At 63.7% G+C, this 20,999-nt stretch carries 20 protein-coding genes and 2 riboswitches; of the genes, 17 read left to right on the forward strand and 3 right to left on the reverse strand.

Features of this window, described 5'->3' with window-relative positions:
- Positions 1 to 62: 62 nt before the first annotated feature.
- Together AC1DW2_RS14685 and AC1DW2_RS14690 are read right to left on the reverse strand one after the other, a co-directional pair.
- Positions 63 to 740, reverse strand: a complete 678-nt coding sequence (locus tag AC1DW2_RS14685; protein WP_063983088.1) for a response regulator transcription factor — start codon at positions 738 to 740, stop codon at positions 63 to 65.
- Positions 737 to 3,163 (reverse strand): PAS domain S-box protein, encoded by a 2,427-nt coding sequence (locus AC1DW2_RS14690; protein WP_477006412.1) that lies wholly within the window; start codon positions 3,161 to 3,163, stop codon positions 737 to 739. The genes AC1DW2_RS14685 and AC1DW2_RS14690 overlap by 4 nt, the downstream gene beginning before the upstream one ends.
- A gap of 731 nt (positions 3,164 to 3,894) precedes the next feature.
- Here AC1DW2_RS14690 and AC1DW2_RS14695 point away from each other — a divergent pair.
- The 3 genes from AC1DW2_RS14695 to AC1DW2_RS14705 all read left to right on the forward strand — a co-directional run bounded on the left by AC1DW2_RS14695 (position 3,895) and on the right by AC1DW2_RS14705 (position 4,819).
- Positions 3,895 to 4,263 carry a hypothetical protein gene (locus AC1DW2_RS14695; protein WP_049831710.1) on the forward strand — a complete coding sequence of 123 codons (369 nt, stop codon included), beginning with the start codon at positions 3,895 to 3,897 and terminating at the stop codon, positions 4,261 to 4,263.
- Entirely contained in the window at positions 4,260 to 4,448 is a 189-nt protein-coding gene (locus AC1DW2_RS14700) for a hypothetical protein (protein ID WP_477006413.1), read from the forward strand. The genes AC1DW2_RS14695 and AC1DW2_RS14700 overlap by 4 nt, the downstream gene beginning before the upstream one ends.
- Positions 4,449 to 4,660: 212 nt before the next feature.
- The gene (locus AC1DW2_RS14705; protein ID WP_474817006.1) at positions 4,661 to 4,819 is read left to right on the forward strand and encodes a hypothetical protein; all 159 of its coding nucleotides are present in this window, start codon (positions 4,661 to 4,663) and stop codon (positions 4,817 to 4,819) included.
- 90 nt (positions 4,820 to 4,909) lie between these two features.
- On the opposite strand, the gene AC1DW2_RS14710 is transcribed toward AC1DW2_RS14705, so the two are convergent.
- A complete protein-coding gene (locus tag AC1DW2_RS14710; protein ID WP_477006414.1) occupies positions 4,910 to 7,096 on the reverse strand; it encodes a transglycosylase SLT domain-containing protein in 2,187 nt (728 codons plus the stop codon).
- 326 nt (positions 7,097 to 7,422) lie between these two features.
- Here AC1DW2_RS14710 and AC1DW2_RS14715 point away from each other — a divergent pair, with 326 nt between their 5' ends.
- From AC1DW2_RS14715 to AC1DW2_RS14780, 14 genes are all read left to right on the forward strand, one after another.
- Positions 7,423 to 9,159, forward strand: coding sequence for an adenylate/guanylate cyclase domain-containing protein (locus AC1DW2_RS14715; RefSeq protein WP_354123719.1), 1,737 nt, complete (start codon positions 7,423 to 7,425; stop codon positions 9,157 to 9,159).
- 126 nt (positions 9,160 to 9,285) lie between these two features.
- A complete protein-coding gene (locus tag AC1DW2_RS14720) occupies positions 9,286 to 9,462 on the forward strand; it encodes a hypothetical protein (RefSeq protein WP_166341944.1) in 177 nt (58 codons plus the stop codon).
- A 151-nt stretch (positions 9,463 to 9,613) separates the two neighbouring features.
- Positions 9,614 to 9,826 (forward strand): hypothetical protein, encoded by a 213-nt coding sequence (locus AC1DW2_RS14725; protein WP_477006415.1) that lies wholly within the window; start codon positions 9,614 to 9,616, stop codon positions 9,824 to 9,826.
- A 102-nt stretch (positions 9,827 to 9,928) separates the two neighbouring features.
- Positions 9,929 to 10,186, forward strand: a complete 258-nt coding sequence (locus tag AC1DW2_RS14730) for a hypothetical protein (protein ID WP_477006416.1) — start codon at positions 9,929 to 9,931, stop codon at positions 10,184 to 10,186.
- 112 nt (positions 10,187 to 10,298) lie between these two features.
- On the forward strand, positions 10,299 to 10,520 hold the full coding sequence (locus AC1DW2_RS14735) for a hypothetical protein (RefSeq protein WP_071913576.1): 222 nt from the start codon (positions 10,299 to 10,301) through the stop codon (positions 10,518 to 10,520).
- Positions 10,521 to 10,595: 75 nt separating this feature from the next.
- Positions 10,596 to 10,809, forward strand: a riboswitch (cobalamin riboswitch).
- Positions 10,810 to 10,923: 114 nt separating this feature from the next.
- Positions 10,924 to 13,041: a TonB-dependent receptor domain-containing protein gene (locus tag AC1DW2_RS14740; RefSeq protein ID WP_477006417.1), complete on the forward strand. Its 2,118-nt coding sequence runs from the start codon at positions 10,924 to 10,926 to the stop codon at positions 13,039 to 13,041.
- 23 nt (positions 13,042 to 13,064) lie between these two features.
- Positions 13,065 to 14,075 (forward strand): DUF6925 family protein, encoded by a 1,011-nt coding sequence (locus AC1DW2_RS14745; RefSeq protein WP_477006418.1) that lies wholly within the window; start codon positions 13,065 to 13,067, stop codon positions 14,073 to 14,075.
- Positions 14,076 to 14,136: 61 nt separating this feature from the next.
- Complete coding sequence (locus AC1DW2_RS14750; protein WP_477006419.1) at positions 14,137 to 14,718, forward strand: hypothetical protein; 582 nt, start codon at positions 14,137 to 14,139, stop codon at positions 14,716 to 14,718.
- Positions 14,715 to 15,011: a hypothetical protein gene (locus tag AC1DW2_RS14755; protein ID WP_477006420.1), complete on the forward strand. Its 297-nt coding sequence runs from the start codon at positions 14,715 to 14,717 to the stop codon at positions 15,009 to 15,011. Before AC1DW2_RS14750 ends, AC1DW2_RS14755 begins: the two co-directional genes overlap by 4 nt.
- Entirely contained in the window at positions 15,008 to 15,190 is a 183-nt protein-coding gene (locus AC1DW2_RS14760; RefSeq protein ID WP_071913585.1) for a CbtB domain-containing protein, read from the forward strand. The genes AC1DW2_RS14755 and AC1DW2_RS14760 overlap by 4 nt, the downstream gene beginning before the upstream one ends.
- A gap of 10 nt (positions 15,191 to 15,200) precedes the next feature.
- Positions 15,201 to 15,956 carry a CbtA family protein gene (locus AC1DW2_RS14765; RefSeq protein ID WP_477006421.1) on the forward strand — a complete coding sequence of 252 codons (756 nt, stop codon included), beginning with the start codon at positions 15,201 to 15,203 and terminating at the stop codon, positions 15,954 to 15,956.
- A gap of 94 nt (positions 15,957 to 16,050) precedes the next feature.
- Positions 16,051 to 16,268: riboswitch (cobalamin riboswitch) on the forward strand.
- 122 nt (positions 16,269 to 16,390) lie between these two features.
- Positions 16,391 to 19,294 (forward strand): ribonucleoside-diphosphate reductase subunit alpha, encoded by a 2,904-nt coding sequence (locus AC1DW2_RS14770; RefSeq protein ID WP_477006422.1) that lies wholly within the window; start codon positions 16,391 to 16,393, stop codon positions 19,292 to 19,294.
- 10 nt (positions 19,295 to 19,304) lie between these two features.
- A complete protein-coding gene (locus AC1DW2_RS14775; RefSeq protein WP_477006423.1) occupies positions 19,305 to 20,459 on the forward strand; it encodes a ribonucleotide-diphosphate reductase subunit beta in 1,155 nt (384 codons plus the stop codon).
- A gap of 75 nt (positions 20,460 to 20,534) precedes the next feature.
- Positions 20,535 to 20,993 (forward strand): GNAT family N-acetyltransferase, encoded by a 459-nt coding sequence (locus AC1DW2_RS14780; protein ID WP_477006424.1) that lies wholly within the window; start codon positions 20,535 to 20,537, stop codon positions 20,991 to 20,993.
- The last annotated feature ends 6 nt before the right edge of the window (positions 20,994 to 20,999 follow it).

Here is a 20,999-nt window from a genome sequence, read left to right on the forward strand (position 1 = left end):
GCCGCGCGCGGCGCAGCCGCCCATCGGAAAATGGGCCCCCGGAGCGACCTTGGAAAGCATACTTAGGTTTGCACCTTTCCCCCCGGGCGTGGAATTCCGAGCACCTCGGTCATTCTGACGAGATCGGCCAATGACTTCGCACCCATTTTCCGCATGATTTGCCCGCGATAGATCTTGACGGTAATCTCAGCCAATCCAAGCTCGGCAGCGACTTGCTTGTTCATCAGGCCGGACGCAACCAGGGCGAGAATGTCGCGCTGACGCGGCGTCAGGCCTTCGAAGCGAGTCCGCACGCTCGACACCGACTTCTCGGCATCGCGCCGCTTGCGATCGCGTTCGATCGCAGCCTGGACCGCGTCCAGCATGTCCTGGTCGCGCACCGGCTTGGTCAGAAAATCGATGGCGCCACTCTTCATGGCCCGGACGGTCATGGGGATATCGCCATGACCCGTGATGAAGATGATGGGCGTGCGAATGTCGGCCTTTACGAGATCCGCCTGGAGGTCGAAGCCGCTCGAGCCGGGCAGGCGGATGTCGAGCACAAGGCAACTGGGGACCCCCGGCGGCTTGGCTTCCATGACCTCCGCCGCCGAGCCGAAGGCCTCCACCCTGAGGCCGACCGATTGGAAGAGATTGGTGAGCGCCCGCCGCATCGACGGATCGTCATCGACGATCAGGACGATCGGATCATCGGCCCCCGCCTGTGCCTGCGCCTGCGTTGGCTTGGCGTGGTCGGTCACGACGCGGCCTCGTGTGGGAAGGGCAGGGCAATCTGGAATGTTGCACCGCTCCCCTCATTTGGGAATGCCGAAAGCCGGCCCGCGTGAGCCTCGATGATCGATCGGCAGATCGATAGTCCCATCCCCAGGCCGCTCGACTTTGTGGTGAAGAACGGCATGAACATGCGGTCTGTCACGTCGCTGTCAAGGCCGAGACCGCGATCCGTCACGGTAAGAAGCAGGTGCTCGTCGCCGTCTCGACTGGAGCGAATTGCCAGCTCGCGCGGGAGCTCGACATTGGCTTGCATGGCTTCGATCCCGTTCATGACGAGGTTGATCAGCACCTGCTGGAGCTGGATCCGATCGCCGCAAATGTTGGGCAGGCCCGACGACAACTCCATCCGCACCGACACGGCATGGGTAGCGAGCTCGCGCCGAACGAGGGCCATCACCTCCCTCACGACCTGATTGATGTCGACCGGAACCATCTCGATCTCGGTCTTTTTCGCGAGCGCCCGGATCCGGCGGATCACCTCGCTGGCCCGATTGGCGTCCTCGACGATCCATTCCACGGAACGGCGCGCAGCGTCGAGATCGGCCGGGTCGCGGCCGAGCCAACCGATGCAGGCGTCGGCATTGGAAATGACGGCGGCGAGCGGCTGGTTGATTTCGTGGGCAATCGAGGCGGTGAGCTCGCCGAGCGTCGTGATGCGCGTGACATGCGCGAGCTCAGCTTGCGCTTTGCGCAGGGCATCTTCGGCCTGCTCGGTGCGGATCGCCGCCGTCACATCGCTGCTGACGCCCCTATAGCCGAGGAAGTTACCATTCTCGTCATGGAAGGGCTTGCCGCTGGTGCGTACGTAAATCTGAGATCCGTTGCGATCCCTGCTGCGGTAAACCAGGTCGCGGAACGGAAGGTGGGCATCGAGCGCCGCGCGATGCTGCTCCCATTTCTCGGGCTCGAACTCGGCATCGGGCGGAATGTCCCAACGGGTCAGCCCGATCAAGCCCGTCGGCACGGGACTGGCCGTGTCGGCGTGTTCCGATATCCGGGTGATGCGGTGATCCGGCCCAGTCTCCCAAAACCAGTCCGATGCGGTTTCGGCATAGTCGCGGAAGCGCTGCTCGGATTGCTTGAGCTCGTCAAAGGCCTTTTGCAGTGCTTCTTTTGCGGCGAACTGCTCGGTGACGTCCACGTGCGTGCCGATGATTTCCATCACRTCGCCATCGCCGCCTTTGACAGGATGTCCCTCCGTATGGACACGTCGTATCGAACCGTCCGGACGTGCAATCCGAAAGTCGATTTCGAAGGGCTCCCCTTGGTGGATTGCGCGACGTTCCACGTCGGCAATTCGTCGAAAGTCATCGGCGAGAATCCGTTGCTGGAAAGCCCGCGCCGGGACATCGATCTGGTCCGGCTCAAATCCGAACAGGCGGTAGAGCTCAGCCGATCGGTAGGCAAACTCCTGACGACGCACGTCCCAGGCCCAGCTGCTCGTATGGCTGAGGCGCTGGGCTTCGGCCAGATAGGCCTCACTGCGGCGCAGCCTCTTCTCTGTTTCCTTTGCAATCGTGACATCGGTGACAGCGCCGGCGAACTCGATGCGCCCGGATGCACGTCTCACCGCGCGTGCCACGGAATGGAGATATTTGATGGATCCATCCGGCATCAACAGGCGATATTCATGGTCGAAATCCTCCGCTACGCGGAAGGCTCGATCAAGGGTCTTGCGGACCGCATCGCGGTCCTCCGGATGGATGCGCTGAAACACGAAGCCCAGGTTCGGCTGCATGGCCGGGTCACATTGGAAAATGCGAAAGGTTTCCCTCGACCAGAAGATCTCGTCGGTCGCGGGGCTCAAGCCGAAGCTGCCCGTGCGGCTCAGTTCCTGAGCCTGGGCGAGGTAGGCCTCGCTCTGCCGCAGCGCATCCTCGGCCTCCTTGCGCTGGGTGATGTTTTCGCAGGCCACCAGCACGACCGGCGTGCCGTCGCCGCGCAGCATTGCCTTGGCGTTTTCACGGACCCAGAGAACCGAGCCGTCCTTGCGGATCTTGCGAATCTCCCAGGTATGCGACTGGTCCACCGTTTCCAGGCACAACCCTACGCATTGACGGACGAAGTCGCGGTCTTCCTCGAAAAAGACGTTCAGCACGGATTGGCCGGTCAACTCGGCCGCCGTGTAGCCCAATTGTGCGGCGCCAAACGTGTTCACGTTGAGCACCGTCCCGGACGGATCGACCATGAAGTACATGACCGGATTGTGCTCGAACACCTCGCGCCACTGCTTCACGGCGTCGCGTAGATCGACGATGTCCTGTCGCGAGTCATCACCGACCGCGGGACTGTCCTTCTCGCCGGTACCGAAAGATCGAAGCGCCGCGAGGCCGCCGAGCAGCAATTGTGCAGCCGAATTACCAAATTTCGCGATTTGGCCAGGCATCATCGCGGGCGTCCCGGCTCGCAGGGGTCGAAGCAAGTAGAGCACTTTGCAATCAGGGGAGCAATTCCCTCCGACCAAAGTAGACTCGGCGCCGAAACTCGCGGCAGCCGTGCAGCCTGCCGGCCTTGCGCCGTCTCGTTGCGAAGGTGCGGCGAAGGCCCGGAAAACTACGGGACAAACCTACGTATAGCTCGCGCATCCCAAGTCATAGCGCACATTTACCTCCGTACAATTGAGTCGTCCGTTGCATGCGGACTAGTCTCACAACCATCGAAGGGACGCGATGTGCAAGGCCACAAGCCGGCGATTAGCTCGATGTGCTGCCGATAGCTCCGCGTCCATTGCCCGACTTGCCGCACGATTGGCTGGTCGCGATTGAGAGGCCGCATTTCACTAACGAGCGTGGATGGCCGGGCGTCAGCGTACGCGCGAGGCCACGACCATGAGAGCCGGGAGGAGAGCATGATGTGCGATACGCCTGAACACTCCGAGCGTGGCCCTGCCGTAAAAGCTTGCGCTGTCTGTAGCGGCAAGTTTGGCCTGATCCGATATTATTCGTGGCGAGCGCCGCTGTGCTCCAGAAAATGTCTCGATCGCTTCAGGGCGCGCCGCGAACGCGACCGCCGATGGTTGTTTCGATTTCAGGCGGCATGAGGATTAGCCCTTCGATCGGCTCCATTCGGCAATTCTGAACCGGAGGCTGCGTGCTGAACCGTGCTTGCAAGCTCCTCTTGATGATCGCGCTGCCGCTTCCGTTGGTAACGGGAGTGAAGGCCGACGAGCTCGGACAGGATGGTGCACATCGTCATCATCCACTCCAGGATCAGCTCCTGCACGAGAAGTTCTATTCCAGTTGGCACATGCCCGATAATCCCGTGCTCAGCTGCTGCAACAGTGCGGATTGCTACCCGACCGAGGTGCGATACGTCGACGGCCGGATCTACGCGCGGCGCCGGGAAGACGGGAAGTACATTCTCATTCCATCCCAGAAGGTCGAGCGAAACAGGGACAATCCCGACGGCCGCAACCATCTTTGCGCGCCGCCGCCGTCCGCCTCTCTGGTCGACACGGTCTACTGCTTCGCGTTGGGAGGTGCCACGTGAGATTCATATTGGTGAACGGCAGGACCCCTTTCCGCAAGACGTTCTGTCTATGGTGCTGCGAGGAGATCAGCGCCGGTTATCTGCGCGACGCGAAGACGCTGCTGCCCTATTGCGGCTACGAGTGTTACGCGCTCCATCACGAAGCGGCGCCGTTGATCGAGAGGCGAGCGCAAGCGGCGTCTTGAGCTGACGGGTGGGCGAAGCGCATCGGCCGATGCGACTGCTGGCAGGGGAGGACAGGACGTTGAAATTCATGCTCGTCAACCAGGACCAACCGCGCCATGGCGTCACTTGCAGCGCGTGCGCCCGGCCRCTGGGCTCGAGCTACGTCCGGCATGTGTCCACGCAACGGCAGTACTGCGAGTATGATTGCTACCGCCGGTATCAGCAGACGAGCATGGAAGCGCTCTGGCCTTACCGCAGTTCGCTCGAGATGGTCACGGTGTTAGCGGCCATTTCGAGCTGGAGCTGGATGATGCAATTCGGCGCGCTCTCGGGCGCGCTGACGGAAGCATTTCTGCGCGCGCACGAACCTTCTGACCACGGAAGGAGGTGACGGCTAGCCTAACGATGCGGGCCGCGCAGAGTCGGCGGCCGCAGTCACTGCATCCAGCTTCGCGCCGCGTCCAGCCCCGGCGTTGCGAAGCTAGGGCGCGGCGGCTGCGGCCGCTGCCGTGGGTGCCGCGCTGACTTCGTGCGTCGTGACGCGTTGCTCGGACTTCGCCGTGGCTGTGCCGCTGCCCTCGAACCGGGCGCGGTAGACCAGCACATTCTCCATCACGCGCTGGACGTAGTTGCGTGTCTCCGACAGCGGGATGCGCTCGACCCAGTCGACCGGATCGACCTTGGGGTCGCGCGGGTCGCCGCGCGCCTGCACCCATTCGCGCACCCGGCCGCGGCCGGCATTGTAGCCCGCGAAGGTCATGATCTGGTCGCCGCGATATTCCGACAGCAGCGCGCTGAGCTCGGCCGCGCCCATCTGCGTGTTGTAGACGGGATCGGACACCATCCTGTCCCAGTCATAGGTCAGGCCAAAGCGCTTTGCGGTATCGCGGCCCGCCTCCGGCGTCACCTGCATGAGGCCGACCGCGTTGGCGGGTGACTTGTCGCGCTGGTCGAATGAGCTTTCGGTGCGCGCCACCGAATAGATCACGCTGGTCTCGATTGCGGGCGCGACCTGCTTGTGCTCGGGAATGCCGATGGTCGGGAAGGCGTAATGGTCGAGCGCAAGCCCGCGCGCCAGCGCCGACTTGCCGACCTCCAGCATCACGCGCGCATCGTTGCGCCGGCCGGCGAGTTCGCCGAGCGCTTCCAGCGCTGCGACGTCGGTGCTCTCCTTGGCAAAATCCTCGGCGTAATAGAACACCATGTCGCGCTCGCCGACGCCGTAGAGCATCTCGGCGGCGCGGACGCGCTCGTCCGCGGGCTGTGTGTCGGCCGCGGCCAGCACGGGCGAGGGCGGGCGCAGCTCGATCCCGTCGAGGCCGAGCCTGGCGCGTGCGAGCTGGCCGTAATAGGCGGTCGGATAGCGCGCGGCGGCCTGATAGCTCATGCGCGCATCCGCCGTCGCCCCCATCGCCTCGGCCGCGCGGCCGCGCCAGTAATGCGCACGCGACAGCGCGATCGGATTGGCCGAGCCTTCGTCGATCGCGGCGAAATGCACCATGGCCGCCTTGGGATCGTCGAGATAGCGCAGCGCGATCCAGCCGCACATGAAGTGGTAGTCGACGCGATAGACTTCCATCGCGGGCACCGCCGCCGCGCGCACAACGTCGTAGGCGGTCTTGAACTTGCCCTGGTCGAGCAGCTTTCGCGCGAGCAGGCGCCGCTCGCGCCACCAGGCATCGGTGTCCTGGGCCGCCATCGTGTCGGGCGCGGCGGCGAGGATCACCTCGGCGGCGTCGTCGATGCGGTCGTTCTGGAGATGCCACTGCGCGCGGCACAGGACGTAGCCGAGATCGCGGCGTGCTTCGGTCGAGACGTCCTCGAGATAATCCTTGGCCTTGTTGGCCTTGCCGGTGACCGCCGAGCAGGCCTTGACGATCGCGAGCGCATCTTCGCCAAGCCGCTTGGCCGCGCGCCTTGCGGCGGCGTAGTCCTTGGCGCCGAGGCGCTTGTCCATGCGGGCGCGATGATCGTCAGCGGTCAGGAGATCGCGGAACGCCTCGTAGGAATCCTCCTCGCTGCGCTCGGACAATTCGTCCGTGCGCCAGGCCTCGCGCACCAGGCGCGTAGCCCTGTCATTGTCGCCTTCACTCAGGAGCACGCGGGCGAGCGCGAACTTGCCCTTGGCGCTGGTCGGCCGGTCTATCGTGAACTTGTGCACGGTCGCCGCGTCGGTCTTCTCCTGCCACAGCCGCGCTTCGGCGCGGCGGCGGAGCAGGGCGCTGCTCGGCCAGTCCGGATTGGCGGCGAGGAAGGCGGCGTAGCGCTTGAAAGGTGCCGTGCTCTCGGAATGGCGCAGCATGAACCAGTCGGCGAGCTTCTGTCCGGCCGGGTCGGCAATGCGGTCGCGCGCCGCGCTCGCATCGTCGGTCTTGCCCTTGCGCGCGAGATCGATGGCGTCCTTCAGCGCGGCGAGGTCGCCGGTGAGCGGCGGCGGCGCCGGCTTGTCCGAGGGCTCGTCGTCCTTCTTGGACTTGCGCTTGGCGTCGGCATGCTTACCGTGGCGCGACTTCGCGGCAGCGTGACGCTGCTTGCCGCMGGCTTTCGTCTCATGCGTTTTCTTTGACGCCGACGATTTGTGACTGCTCTTCGCTGCCAGCTCGGCAGGAAGAAGGGCCAATGCGGCCACGGCAACGACACACGCGAGCGAGCGTAGGCACTGGTTCATTCGATGGTCCCCCTGCGAAACCACTACAAACCAAGGTCCGCGACGACATGCGGCTTGAGAATCAAAGACGACACCCAAAACGATGCCACGACATCGTTTCGCAGTCCTCACGCTCCTTCAACAATGCGGCAAAATACCGATGGGAACTCGGGAACTTCCGAAATGGCGGAAAGGGTAATGCCTTCAACCTTTGTTAACGAATAGGGCTCGCGCGACGGTTGCGCGCGGTTCAGGGCGCCGCGAAGGCCAGATTGCGCGTGTTCCCGCGTCCAAATCCGGTGTATTGAGTTCCCAACCGATCCTTTCAGCTCTTACCCCCACCGCTCATGCCACTTTTCAACCAGTCGATCAGGCGCAAGATCGTCGGGATCGCCCTCGGATTGATCGTCCTGATGCTGGTCACCGCGATTCTTTCGATGGTGATGTCGAGCCAGGTCGGTGTCCTGCTCGACGAGCTGACCGATCGCTACATTCCGGCCTACGGCCATCTGGCGCGCGCCAACATCCGCTCGCTGGAGCGCTCGGTGGCGCTGCGGCGGATGGTCATGATGAAGATGCAGGCCCCCTCGGAGGAGGAGGCCTATGCGGCGCGCCTGCGCGAATTCGAGGAGGCCGATCGGAAGATCGACGAGGAAGGCGAGGCCGCGCGCACGCACATCAACGCGATCATCGACGACAAGAGGACGCCTTCCGACAATGCCGGGCTGGCGCGGATCGAGACCCGCATCGAAACCGCTCTCACCGAGCTGCGTCACGACATGAATGAGGACCACGCAAAACTCCTCAAGCAGGTCGAAGGCAAGCAGATGACGGAGGCGCGCGGGACCCTGGAGCATCTCGACACCATACGCGACCAGTTCAACCAGAAGATCGACGCGATCCGCGCCGACATGCTGAAGCAGGTCTTCGCCAGTACGGCGACAGTGATCGGTCGCCAGCGCCAGGCGATGATCATTTCGGGCATCGTCACCATCCTCGCGGCGGTGGTCGGATTTGCTTTCGCGCTCCTCGTCTCCAGTGGCATCACGCGACCGGTGCGGCTATTGCTCGCCGGCACCCGCGAGGTCGAGGCGGGCCGCTTCGACAAGACCATCACGGTCTCGACCCAGGACGAGATCGGCGAACTCGCCGCCGCCTTCAATCGCATGATCGAGCAGTTGCGGCACAACGAGCGCATCCGCGAGACCTTCGGCCGCTATATCGATCCCAAGGTAGCGCAAGGGCTGATCGACCGCCCGGAGGTCGCCATCGACGGCCAGCGCCGGGTGATGACTATCATGTTCTCCGACATGAGCGGCTTCACCTCGATGAGCGAGGGCATGACCCCACGTGGCCTCGTCAAGGTCATGAACCACTATTTCACGGTGATGTCCGCGCCGATCCGGAGCCATCGCGGCGTCATCGATAAATATATCGGCGATGCCATCATGGCCTATTGGGGCCCTCCCTTCATTGAGGAGGACGAGCCGGCGCTGTTCGCCTGCTACGCCGCCATCGACATGGCCGATGAGGTGCCGGCGTTGCAGAAGCAATTGCCTGACCTGCTCGGCATCCGCGCCATGCCAGGCCCTTGCGATCTGCGCATCGGGATTGCCACCGGCGAGGTCCTGACCGGCAGCATCGGGTCCGAGCTGATGATGAGCTTCACCGTGATGGGCGATGCCGTGAACCTCGCTTCGCGGCTCGAACTGGTCAACAAGATCTACGGCACGCGGATCCTGATCGCGCAGGCGACGGCGGACGCGATCGGATCGAACCTCGAGCTGCGCGAGATCGATCGTCTCGCGGTGGCCGGTCAAAGCGCATCGCAGGCCATTTTCGAGGTGATGAGCAAGGCGCACGGGCTCAGCGTCCCGCAGGAGAGCCTGCGCGCGCGCTACGCCGAAGGCCTCGCCGCCTACCGCGCGCAGCGCTTCGACGAGGCTCGTGCCGCGTTCAATGCAGCGCTCGAAGCCGTGCCCGGCGACGGTCCCTCGCGCACGCTGCTCGGCCGCATCGCGCAGTTTGAAGCCAATCCGCCGGACGCCAATTGGGACGGCGCCTGGCGGCTGGAGCAGAAATAGCCGTCCTTGCCAGGCCTGCACCGCCCTTGCCGGAAAAAACGTTTCTACTCGATAACGATGTTCGCCGTGACCTATTTCTCAGGCTTAGGTTTGACGTCCCTTGTGGCGTTTGATGGGGACACGCCGATGACAGAACTTCATGACAGGCTGGAACGGTTCGAGACGCTCACCGCCGAATGCGAGCTGATTGCCAAGCTCGCCACCGACAGCACCAAGCGCGAGTTCTATCTGAGACTCTCGGAGCAGTATCGTCAGCTGGCGGTGGATATGCGGAAGGCGATCGCGACCAAGGCCGCGGCCTGACGCCGCCTGCAATCCGTTCTTAATGTTTGGCGCGCATCCTTCGGGATGCGAGCGTCGCGATCATGATTGCTCGCATTGGGAATGCCGAGGTCCGTTGCTGTGCAGCGTACCTCGCTGACGTCGCTTTGCCGCTCCCTACCAGGGCAATCCCATGCGCCTTCTCGCAGTCCTCATCTTCGCGCTCATGACGGCCGCCTGCAATCAGGAGCAGGACATCACCGGCTCGACCCCGGTCTGTGCGATGCGGAACTACAGCTCCTACAATGCCCGCGACATGAACCAGTGCGTTGCCGCCTGCAAGGCGTGCGACCACGGCAACACCGTCACCTGCACCACGTCATGCACCCTCAAGGGTGCCCACTGAGCGGCGGCGCTGGCTGGAGCTAGCGCTGAGGGTGCTCGGGCACCGGAACGATTCACATGGGTTAGTCATTGAAGCGGCAGGCAGGACGCGGAGTCCTATGGAATGGGTATGCTCGATCCCGGTCGGTTCCTGGTGTCGTGCTCGCAGTGCGATGCATGGCCGATGGCGGCCAACGTCAAACGTTCGAGCTGGTCTTCGTCGCCGCACGAGGTCCGCTTCGTGTGCCCGCGCTGTCGCCGCGAGGAGACAGCCATCATCTCGGCCTCCGGTGAGCTGACCCCGATCCGGCGCATCGACGCTCCGCTGCGCGATGTCACCGCGGCCTGGGCTCAGGCCCAGCGGCCAAGAGGTCGGGCGTAGCCCGCCCGTCGCAGGACCAAGAGGTCGGGCGTAGTCAGCTCTGCGCAAGTTTTGGAACCCAGCCTACGCCGACGCGTTTCCGCTCCGACATCAACGCACCGAGGCCCTGCGAATGATCAGCGAGCATTTCGACACCCGCACCCGGATCAACATGAAGCTGGCGCTGGATCGGGTTTGCCGCAATCGCCCGGTCGGCGAGGACCATTGCTTTCGCAGGTCCGTTGCCGAGAACATCATCCGCTGCGCGCTCACGGGCCGCACCGGCATCGGCCAGCTCGTCGATGCCGGCGAGCGGGCGGTGATCAGGACGCGTTCGGAGCGGGAGCCGGCCTGATTGCGCCGGCTCAATCTCCGGTGCGGTGCTTTGCCCGTCATGCAACCGGCCGATTGACTCTCCGCTTGCCCGCCCCGTAGATTGGCCGGTGACGGTTCTCCTCACGGAGATCAAAAGGGAACGTGGTGCGAGGTTTTCCCGATACCGGGATATTCTCAACGCCACGGCTGCCCCCGCAACTGTAAGCGGTGAATCTTTCGTCATATGCCACTGGGAATCTCGGTCCTGGGAAGGCGACGTAAGGTAACGACCCGCGAGCCAGGAGACCTGCCGTCAGCCGTGGTCACACGCGAAGATGTCGGTCGGGGAGTACAGACATTAGCTTCACCGGAGCAATCGAACGCTCCGCCGTGAAACCTCGTTCGCTGTGACGTGCCACTGACGTCATACCGAGGTTACAAGAGTGTCCCGTATTGTCTTTGCCGCCAGGCGCTTCCGCGCCGGCGTTGTCGCGTTCGTTTCCCTGTATTCGCTCGATCTGTCCATTGCCCATGCCCAACAGTCGGCATCGCCCGATCTGCTGCCGCCGGTCGAGGTCGCGCCGACCGAGCGTGCGGCCAAGCCGCAAGTCGTGCGGCTTGCGCCGGACAAGCCCGAGCGGCAGCGCGTCGCTCGGCTGCCGAAACCCGAGCTGGTGCCGGCGTCGCCCCCGGTTGCCGGGGTATCCGCGGCCAACCTGTTTCCGACGGTCGTCGTCAGTCCGACGGGCGTTGTCACTCCGACCAATCTGGTTGCGAGCTCGGTGACGGTTCTGACCGCCAGAGACATGGAGCGCGATCAGCGCCGGACCGCATCCGATGCACTGAGCGCGGTTCCCGGCCTCAACCTCGTGCAGACCGGCGGCCCCGGCGGACAGACGTCGATCTTCATGCGCGGAACGAATTCCAACCACACCAAGGTCCTGATCGACGGCATCGATGTCAGCGATCCCGGCAACCCGAACCGTTCGTTTGATTTCGGCCAGTTGCTCACCTCCGACATTCAGCAGATCGAAGTCCTGCGCGGTCCGCAGGGCGGTCTCTACGGCGCAGACGCGCTGGGTGGCGTGATCTCCATCGTGACGAAGAAGGGCGACGGTCCCGCCCGCGCCACCGGCTCGGTCGAGGGAGGCTCGTTCGGAACGTTCAACCAGACTGCAGGTCTGAGCGGTTCACAGGACCACTTCAACTATGCCTTCAACGTCGCGCATTTCCACGCGAACGACGTGCCGGTGACGCCGGTCGAATTGCTCCCGCCGGGGCAGAAGGCGATCGGCAACTATTACGACAACATGACCTATTCGACGAAGCTTGGCGCCGAATTGAGCGAAAACCTCACGCTCAACGGCGTGGCGCGGTACACCGACGCCACCCTGCGCTTTACCGGAGACACCTTCGATCCCGTCACATCCGCGAGCTTTCCCGCGGCCGCGCAAAGCACGCAGACGGTGCACCAGCTCTTCACGCGCGGGGAGGCGGTCTGGTCCGCTCTCGACGACCGGATGAAAAGCTATTTCGGTGTCAACTACACCAATCACTGGAACTACAACATCTCGCCCGGCGACGCGATGGCCACGATCACGACCGGCGACCGCGTCAAGTATGATTGGCACACCACGACCCAGCTTGCGCCCAACAACAATGTCATCTTTGGTGCGGAGCATGAGACCGAAACACTGCAAACGGCGACGGTCTCGGCGCAAAACATCAACAAGGCCGGATATATGGAGCTGCAGTCCCAGTTCCGGGATCGCGTCTTCTTCACGGCCAACGTCCGGCAGGACGATAACGAGCGGTTTGGGGAACATCCGACCTTTCGTCTGGCGTCTGCCGTGATCGTGCCGGTCACGGATACGAAGTTCAAGGGAAGCTACGGCACGGGGTTCAAGGCGCCCACGCTCAACCAGCTTTACGTCAGCTTTCCCGCGTTCTTCTTCTTTGCAAATCCCAACCTCAGGCCGGAGGAAAGCGTCGGATACGACGCCGGCTTCGAGCAACCCTTGTTTGGCGATCGCGTTCGCTTCGGGTCGACCTACTTCCGCAACAACATCACGGACCTGATCCAGAGCACGTTCGATCCCGTGACATTCACGAGCACCAACACCAATATCGGCAAGGCGATCACGGAGGGCACGGAGAGCTTCGTCGCGGCTGCGATCACCGACCGGCTTCGCGTTCGTGCCGACTACACTTTTACCCGCGCGGTCGATGCGACCGCGGGACTGGAGCTGCTGAGGCGTCCGAAGGAGAAGTGGAGCGCAAATGTCATCTGGAATCCGATCGATCCGCTGACACTTTCCGCAACCGTGTTGCACGTCGGGAGTTTCGTCGATGGTAACCGCGACTTCAGCATTCTGCGTCTGCTGGCTCCGGCCTACACTGTCGTCAACGTCGCAGCCGAATATCTGGTCACCGACCAGGTGAAGGTGTTCGGCCGGGTCGATAATCTCGCCAATGTGCACTATCAAAATCCGACCGGCTTTCTGCAGCCGGGACTGGGCGTCTATGGCGGCATTCGCCTGGCGAATTACGACGTCAGATAGCGAGAGAGAGAGAGAGAAGCCTCATGACGACGGCCGATCCGCTCATGGACCTGATCGCAAGCCAGCTTGCCGACGCTGAGGCCGGCTGGAGCGTCGGCACGTTCGGTGCCATTGCCGAGTTCACACGCGAGCCCGGTGAGGCCTTCGATATGGAGCAGTCGCGCAACGGGGGCAGCGTCGTGACGCAGAAGGGTGGGATGCGCGTTGTCTCCCACCCGGGCCTGCGCCTGATCGCATCGGAATCGCCGACCACGGAGAGCTGGAGCCACCGCATCGCGCTGTGTCTCCCGCATGAAGCCAGCGCCATGAGCGGTCGTACCGTGCTGACCGAGCTCGGTCCGGATATCGAGGCGCTCCTGAGGAGGGATCGCAGCGGCATCCTGTTCGACCTTGGCCTCGGAACGTTGCAGATCGACGCTTGCATCCGCGTCAGCGATGCCGATGCCGTCGCTGTGCTCAGGAGCCGCACGGGCCAATCCGTGTTCGCGCCCGAAAGTGACGCCATGCGGATCATTCTGGCCGCCAATCCGCACCGCGTCTTCATCAGCCGCATCGGGCGTGCCGAGGTATTCCAGCCGATCCCCCCGCCGGGTGGGCGAAGCCCTGACGGCCCGCACACCCACGTCCTGCCAAAGCTGCTCGCGCATCGCCGCACCCATGCCGCCACCGAGCCGCTGCCTGAGGGGTGGATCCCCTGCGCGCATCTCTATCCGGCCCATCCGCTCCGCGATCAGCTCGGCCGCAAGCGCGCTTTTCGGCCGGATCATCACGCAGCCTTCCAGGCGCTGCTCGAACTCTATGGGCTGCCGGAGCTCACGGCGTGCAAGTGCGCCGTGGTCGAGGCGGTCGCGAAGGGGCGGGGACCTGAGATGGTGACGCTTCCGCCCGATCGCACAGCGCGCGCCACCGTTCGCGTGGCCTTGCGCCAATTGGCGGCCATGGAGCCGCACAGCGCGACACTTGCCGCCTGGCTTGCCGTCTACGACCGGCGCGATCCAGCCGAGACTGAAGATCCCATGGAGGCTCTTCACTGAGTCAGACGTGATGCCGCGTTCCAGCAAAAATGTGCTACAGATCCCACAAGGAGATCGTCCCATGACTGTTACTATCCTGCCGCCCCACGCCGACCGTTTCCGCCTTCATCCGGTCACCTCGCGCCTTGCGCCGATGTTCTGCTTTGCGCTGCTGACCGTGTCATGCGCGCTCGCGAGCTTCGCGCTTGCCTGCGCGACGCCGTTTGCTGCGTTCGCCGTCGTCGCCGCCGCGATGCTGCCGATGCGTCCGGCGCTGCTCGTCGTCACCGGCGCCTGGCTCGTGAACCAGACCATCGGCTTCGGCGTGCTGCACTATCCCATCGATGGCAGCACCATCGCCTGGGGCTTTGTCATCGGTGCTGCCGCGTTGCTGTCGACGGCAGCGGCATCGACCGTTCTCCGCCTGCTGCCGCAGGGCCGTACGCCGCTGATGCTGGCCATCGCGCTCGTCGCCGCCTACGCCGCCTATGAGCTCGCGCTGCTTGCCGCGACGCCGTTCCTTGGCGGAGAGGGCGCGTTCACTGCGGCCATCGTGACGCGCATCGGGCTGACCAGCGCCGTCTGGCTCGCCGGCCTCGTCGCCGCCTGCGAGATCGTCCGCCTGGTCGATCCGTTCGGGCGCGGACGCGCGATGTCGGCTTGAACGACGAGGCCCATTGGCGTGATGGCATCACGTCCCTTGTCTTTGCAGTCAGGGGACACGGCGCGATTTGCGCCGTGCATCGCGGCGCATTCCGGACTTTGATCGGCGTGGAGCCCTCTGCGGAGGATTGCCTCAGCTATTTCCGGCGTTTTGAGGCTGTATTTCGGGAGGCCGCTGGCGCCAAGATCGCCCGTAAAGGCATTTCGGCAGGGACGAGCCTGCATCTTACCAGTCGCGATATCACCCGGAAGCTGTTAGAAAACGACCAAATCGCTAACGGAGAACAGCTATGAGCCAGTCCCATGTCGCACATCTTCCGATCGCAGCCGGACAGGCGGGACGGCTTTCGCAAGCCCTGATGGCCATGGTGCTCGGCTTGTTCATCGTCGGCGTCGTGGGATTCTCGCATATCGACATCGTTCACAATGCCGCGCACGACGTGCGCCACTCGAACGCATTCCCCTGCCACTAACCGGGGCGGCATGAGTACGTTTCGTTCGATCGTTTTCTCGTCGGTCATTGCCGGTTTCATCGTTGGTCTCATCGTCACGGTCGCCCAGCAGTTCGGCACCGTTCCCCTGATCCTGAAAGCCGAGGTCTTCGAGAAGGCGGCGGAGACCCATCAGCACGACGCGCCGCAGGCGGCTGCGGCTGGCCATGACCATGCAAGCCATGATCACGCCGACCATGATCATGGCGCCGAGGCGTGGGAGCCGCGAGACGGATTCGAGCGCAGCGCCTATACAGCGGCCGCGAACGTGCTGACCGCGATCGGCTTCGCACTGCTCCTGGCTGGCTTCTTTGCTGTTCGCAGCGGCGCGACCGGCGCGGGCGTCTCCTGGCATGAAGGCCTGATGTGGGGATTGGCAGGTTTTGCCGTGTTCACCATTGCCCCCGGCCTCGGCTTGCCGCCGGAGCTGCCGGGCGTGCCGGCTGCACCGCTGCTGTCGCGCCAGATCTGGTGGCTGGCCGCCATATTTGCGACGGCTGCTGGCTTGGCGTTGATCGTCTTTCGCCACTCGGTGCCGGCGGCAATTGCGGGCGTCATCCTGCTGATCTTGCCCCATATGATCGGCGCTCCCGAGCTGGCGCACGTCGAGACCAACGTGCCGTCCTCGCTGTCGCATCAGTTCGTCACCGCGGTCACGGTGACGAGCTTGATTTTCTGGAGCCTGCTCGGTGCTGTGACAAGTGCGATCTTCGCGCGCTTCGATCATAGTACGGATGTGCGTGCCTAGAATCCGGCCTGGCTTCACGCCCGCCATCACCGCATTCCACAGGAAATCCGCGCCAAGCCTGCCAACGAATCGTTGACACCCGGCTGCATATGTCACCACATGTGGGCGTCACGGTTCCGCTGGATCGCAAGATTTAGTGGCTAAGAGGGAAGCCGGTGAACCGCGCGAGAGCGTGGAATTCCGGCGCTGCCCCCGCAACTGTCAGCAGCGAGCTGCTTCCGAACAATCGTCACTGGTGCCTTTCGCGCCGGGAAGACGGGAAGTGGGCGACGACCTGCGAGCCAGGAGACCTGCCGCGACGATCTGAACGTCCACGGGCGGGGTGTCCGGCGGTCGCTTGCATGCACCGCCCGGCAACTCCGCTGCCGGCGTTTCTGCAGCGTCCTTCCTTACAGCCCCGTTCAAACACAACGCGCGCATCACGGGGCCCATTGATGTCACTCAACCTGCACGACGCGGACACCGCCTCCGCACCCATCGTTCATTTGCGTCCACAATCGCTTTCGCCTGCTTCGAGCGAGCCGGCCATGCAGATCATCCGTCGCAACGGCAAGGTCTCGCCGTTCGATTCCGCCAAGATCGCGGTCGCCATGACCAAGGCTTTCCTCGCGGTCGAAGGCACCAGCGCGGTCGCCTCGCGCCGCGTCCATGAGAGCGTGGAGCAGCTGACGGCCGAAGTCGTCGCTGCGTTGATGCGGCGGGCAGGCGAGGGACGCACCTTCCATATCGAGGACGTGCAGGACCAGGTCGAGCTCGCCTTGATGCGGAGCGAGCACCACAAGGTCGCACGCGCCTATGTGCTGTACCGCGAGGAGCGGTCGCGCCAGCGCGCCGAGGAGGCGGCCGCGGAAGTGACGCCCGCTGTCGCGCCGGTCCTTCATGTCACGCTCGCCGACGGTTCGCGCGTTGGTCTCGACACCAAGCGGCTCGCGCTGATTATCGGCGAAGCCTGCGCCGGCCTCGACGGCGTTTCCGCGGCACCCGTGCTCACCGAGACCACCCGCAATCTCTACGACGGCATCAGCCAGGACGAACTGGCGCTGGCCTCGATCATGGCCGCGCGCACGCTGGTCGAGCAGGAGCCGAATTACGCCTATGTCAGCGCGCGCCTGTTGCTGGACAAGCTGCGCGGCGAGGTGCTGTCCTATGTCCATGCCGTGCCGACCTTCGCCTCGCAGGCCGATATGGCTGTGCGCTATGCCGAATATTTCCCGGCCTATGTGAAGACCGGCATCGCTGCCGAACTGCTCGATCCTGAACTGGCCCGCTTCGACCTCGGCCGGATCGCGGCTGCTCTCAAGCCCGAGCGCGACCTGAACTTCCAGTTCCTCGGCCTCCAGACGCTGTACGACCGCTACTTCCTGCACGTCCGCGGCAAGCGGGTCGAACTGCCGCAAGCCTTCTTCATGCGCGTCGCGATGGGTCTTGCGGTTCGCGAGATCGACCGAGAGGCCAAGGCGATCGAGTTCTACGATCTGCTGTCGTCGTTCGACTTCATGGCCTCGACGCCGACGCTGTTCAATTCGGGTACGCTGCGTCCGCAGCTCTCGTCCTGCTTCCTCACGACCGTCTCGGACGACCTCGACGGCATCTTCAAGTCGATCAAGGACAACGCACTGCTGGCAAAATATTCCGGCGGCCTCGGCAACGACTGGACGCCGGTCCGTGGTCTCGGCGCCCACATCAAGGGCACCAACGGCGAAAGCCAGGGCATCATCCCGTTCCTGAAAGTCGCCAACGACACCGCGATTGCCGTCAACCAGGGCGGCAAGCGCAAGGGCGCGCTCTGCGCCTATCTGGAGACCTGGCACGTCGACATCGAGGAATTCCTCGATCTGCGCAAGAACACCGGTGATGACCGCCGCCGCACCCACGACATGAACACCGCCAATTGGGTGCCGGACCTGTTCATGCAGCGCGTCGATGCCGATAGCGAATGGACGCTGTTTTCGCCGGACGAGACGCCCGATTTGCACGATCTCTACGGCGAGGCGTTCAAGACGGCTTACGAGGCCTATGAGGCCAGGGCGAAGGCCGGCGGCATGCGCGTCTTCAAGACCGTGCGCGCGAGCGACCTCTGGCGTCGCATGCTGACCATGCTGTTCGAGACCGGTCATCCCTGGATCACCTTCAAGGACCCCTGCAATCTGCGTTCGCCGCAACGCCACGTGGGCGTGATCCATTCCTCGAACCTCTGCACCGAGATCACGCTGAACACCTCGGGCGACGAGGTCGCGGTCTGCAATCTCGGCTCCATCAACATGCTCAACCATGTCGGCCCCAATGGACTCGACCATGCCAAGCTGAAGCGGACGGTGACGACGGCCGTCCGGATGCTCGACAACGTCATCGACATCAATTTCTACACGATCCCCGAAGCGCGGCGTTCCAACATGCGTCATCGTCCCGTCGGGCTCGGCCTGATGGGCTTTCAGGAAGCGCTTCAGGTCCAGCGCATTCCGACCGCGTCCGACGCGGCCGTGGCGTTTGCCGACACCAGCATGGAGGCAATCTCGTTCTACGCGATCGAAGCGTCGTCCGATCTCGCCGCGGAGCGCGGACGCTATCCGAGCTTCGAGGGCTCGCTGTGGTCGAAGGGCATCTTGCCGCTCGACTCCATCCAGCTTCTCGCCGACTCGCGCGGTGGTCTCGACATCGATCGCTCCGCAACGCTCGACTGGGATTGCCTACGCAAGAAGGTCACGTCCAGCGGCATGCGCAACTCGAACGTCATGGCGATCGCGCCGACGGCGACGATCTCCAACATCTGCGGCGTCTCGCAGTCGATCGAGCCGAACTATCAGAACCTGTTCGTGAAATCGAACATGTCCGGGGACTTCACGGTCGTGAACGAGTTCCTGGTCCGCGACCTCAAGGCGAGGGGGCTTTGGGACGAGGTCATGGTCTCCGATCTCAAATATTTCGACGGCAGCGTCGGCCAGATCGACCGCGTCCCTGACGATCTGAAGGCGCTCTACGCCACCGCCTTCGAGATCGACAGCGCCTGGCTGATCGAGGCGGCCGCGCGTCGGCAGAAGTGGATCGACCAGTCGCAGTCGCTTAACCTCTACATCGCCAATCCCTCCGGCAAGAAGCTCGATGCGCTCTACCGGCTGGCCTGGCGGCGCGGCTTGAAGACGACCTACTATTTGCGCTCGCGCAGCGCCACGCATGTCGAGAAATCGACCTTGAAGGGCACCGACGGAAAGCTCAATGCGGTGTCCGCGTCAGTGGCGGTGTCGCACGCGCCGATCGTGATCCCGACCGCAGCGGCACCGGACCTCGACGGCATCAAGGCCTGCCGGATCGACGATCCCGAATGCGAAGCGTGCCAGTGAGGAGATGACGATGCTCGACTGGTCCGATACCGAAACCACAGCAGCCGCTCCGGCCGCCTCAAGTCTCGCCACCGCACTGCGTCCGCAGACCCAGCTCAAGCTCGAGCCGGCCGACCCGACCGGCTTAGGTGCGATCGATCGCGCCGGCGGCCGCGTCTCCGTCGACGACAAGCGGATGATCAACTGCCGCGCCGACGTCAACCAGCTGCTTCCGCTGAAGTACAAATGGGCCTGGGAGAAGTATCTCTCAGGCTGCAACAATCACTGGATGCCGACCGAAGTTTCGATGCAGGCCGACATCGCGCTATGGAAGTCGCGGGACGGGCTGACCGAGGACGAGCGGCGCGCGATCAAGCGCAATCTCGGCTTCTTCGCAGCCTCTGAATCGCTGGTCGCCAACAACATCGTGCTGGCGATCTACCGTCACCTCACCAATCCGGAGTGCAGGCAGTACCTCCTTCGGCAGGCCTTCGAGGAGGCGGTGCACACCCACACCTTCCAGTATATCGTCGAAAGCCTCGGCCTCGACGAGGGCGAGCTGTTCAACATGTACCGCGAGGTGCCGTCGATCACGGACAAGGCGGCCTGGGCGCTCAAGCACACGCAGCACCTGGACGATCCATCGTTCCTGACGGGGACGCCGGATAGCGACCGCGCCTTCCTGCGCGATCTCGTCGCCTTCTATGTCGTGTTCGAGGGGATGTGGTTCTACACCGGCTTTGCGCAGATCCTGTCGCTTGGCCGCCGCAACAAGATGGTCGGCATCGCCGAGCAGTATCAATACATCCTGCGCGACGAGAGTATCCATCTCAACTTCGGTATCGACGTGATCAACCAGATCAAGATCGAGAACTCGCATCTGTGGACGGCAGCGTTCCAGGACGAGATCCGCGGCATGATCCGCGACGCAGCCGAATTGGAGGCCGCCTACGGACGGGACACGATGCCGCGCGGCTTCCTCGGGCTGAATGCCGCGCTGTGCGAGCAGTACATGCACTTCATCGCCAACCGGCGCTGCGCCCAGATCGGGCTCGCACCGGTGTTTGCCGAGGTCGAAAATCCGTTCCCGTGGATGTCTGAGGCGATGGACCTGAAGAAGGAGAAGAACTTCTTCGAGACCCGCGTCATCGAATACCAGAATGGTGGTGCGCTAACTTGGGAATAGCACCGATCATGGCTATGCCGCGGGCGTGTCACCTGTGCTTAAACGGTGGCACGCGTGCGACAGCAGGGGGATGAGGTGGAGATCCGACGAGACGATCCGACGGCGCCCTATGTCGCCGACTTGTTGGCGCATCATCTCGAGGAGCTGCGCAGCGTCATGGCCGAGCGCGCGTTCGCTCTCGATGCCACCGGCCTTTCGGCTGCCACCGTGACCTTCTGGACGGCTTGGCAGGACGATATCCTGCTCGGATTCGGTGCTCTGAAGGAGCTGGATCATACGCATGGCGAGGTGAAGTCGATGCGTGCCGCTCCCGCTGCACGGGGCACCGGGGTAGGGCGCGCACTGCTGAGTCATATCATTACTGAGGCCCGCAGGCGGGGTTACGTGCACCTCAGCCTGGAGACCGGCACGGCAGCCCTGCACGCGCCCGCCATCTCGCTCTACCGCAGCGCCGGTTTCGTCTCCTGCGCGCCGTTCGCCGACTATGAGGCAAGCCCGCACAACCAGTTCATGCGGCTCGACCTGACGGATTGAACTGGG

This window comes from Bradyrhizobium sp. P3_C3 (assembly GCF_056402655.1).

Excerpts from the sequence above, each read along its gene's own strand:
- AC1DW2_RS14750 (WP_477006419.1), top strand. The coding sequence starts at position 14,137 with ATGACTGTTACTATCCTGCCGCCCCACGCCGACCGTTTCCGCCTTCAT.
- AC1DW2_RS14775 (WP_477006423.1), top strand. The coding sequence starts at position 19,305 with ATGCTCGACTGGTCCGATACCGAAACCACAGCAGCCGCTCCGGCCGCC.
- AC1DW2_RS14725 (WP_477006415.1), top strand. The coding sequence starts at position 9,614 with ATGCGCCTTCTCGCAGTCCTCATCTTCGCGCTCATGACGGCCGCCTGC.
- AC1DW2_RS14760 (WP_071913585.1), top strand. The coding sequence starts at position 15,008 with ATGAGCCAGTCCCATGTCGCACATCTTCCGATCGCAGCCGGACAGGCG.
- AC1DW2_RS14720 (WP_166341944.1), top strand. The coding sequence starts at position 9,286 with ATGACAGAACTTCATGACAGGCTGGAACGGTTCGAGACGCTCACCGCC.
- AC1DW2_RS14715 (WP_354123719.1), top strand. The coding sequence starts at position 7,423 with ATGCCACTTTTCAACCAGTCGATCAGGCGCAAGATCGTCGGGATCGCC.
- AC1DW2_RS14695 (WP_049831710.1), top strand. The coding sequence starts at position 3,895 with ATGATCGCGCTGCCGCTTCCGTTGGTAACGGGAGTGAAGGCCGACGAG.
- AC1DW2_RS14705 (WP_474817006.1), top strand. The coding sequence starts at position 4,661 with ATGGAAGCGCTCTGGCCTTACCGCAGTTCGCTCGAGATGGTCACGGTG.
- AC1DW2_RS14745 (WP_477006418.1), top strand. The coding sequence starts at position 13,065 with ATGACGACGGCCGATCCGCTCATGGACCTGATCGCAAGCCAGCTTGCC.
- AC1DW2_RS14770 (WP_477006422.1), top strand. The coding sequence starts at position 16,391 with ATGTCACTCAACCTGCACGACGCGGACACCGCCTCCGCACCCATCGTT.
- AC1DW2_RS14765 (WP_477006421.1), top strand. The coding sequence starts at position 15,201 with ATGAGTACGTTTCGTTCGATCGTTTTCTCGTCGGTCATTGCCGGTTTC.
- AC1DW2_RS14730 (WP_477006416.1), top strand. The coding sequence starts at position 9,929 with ATGGGTATGCTCGATCCCGGTCGGTTCCTGGTGTCGTGCTCGCAGTGC.
- AC1DW2_RS14735 (WP_071913576.1), top strand. The coding sequence starts at position 10,299 with ATGATCAGCGAGCATTTCGACACCCGCACCCGGATCAACATGAAGCTG.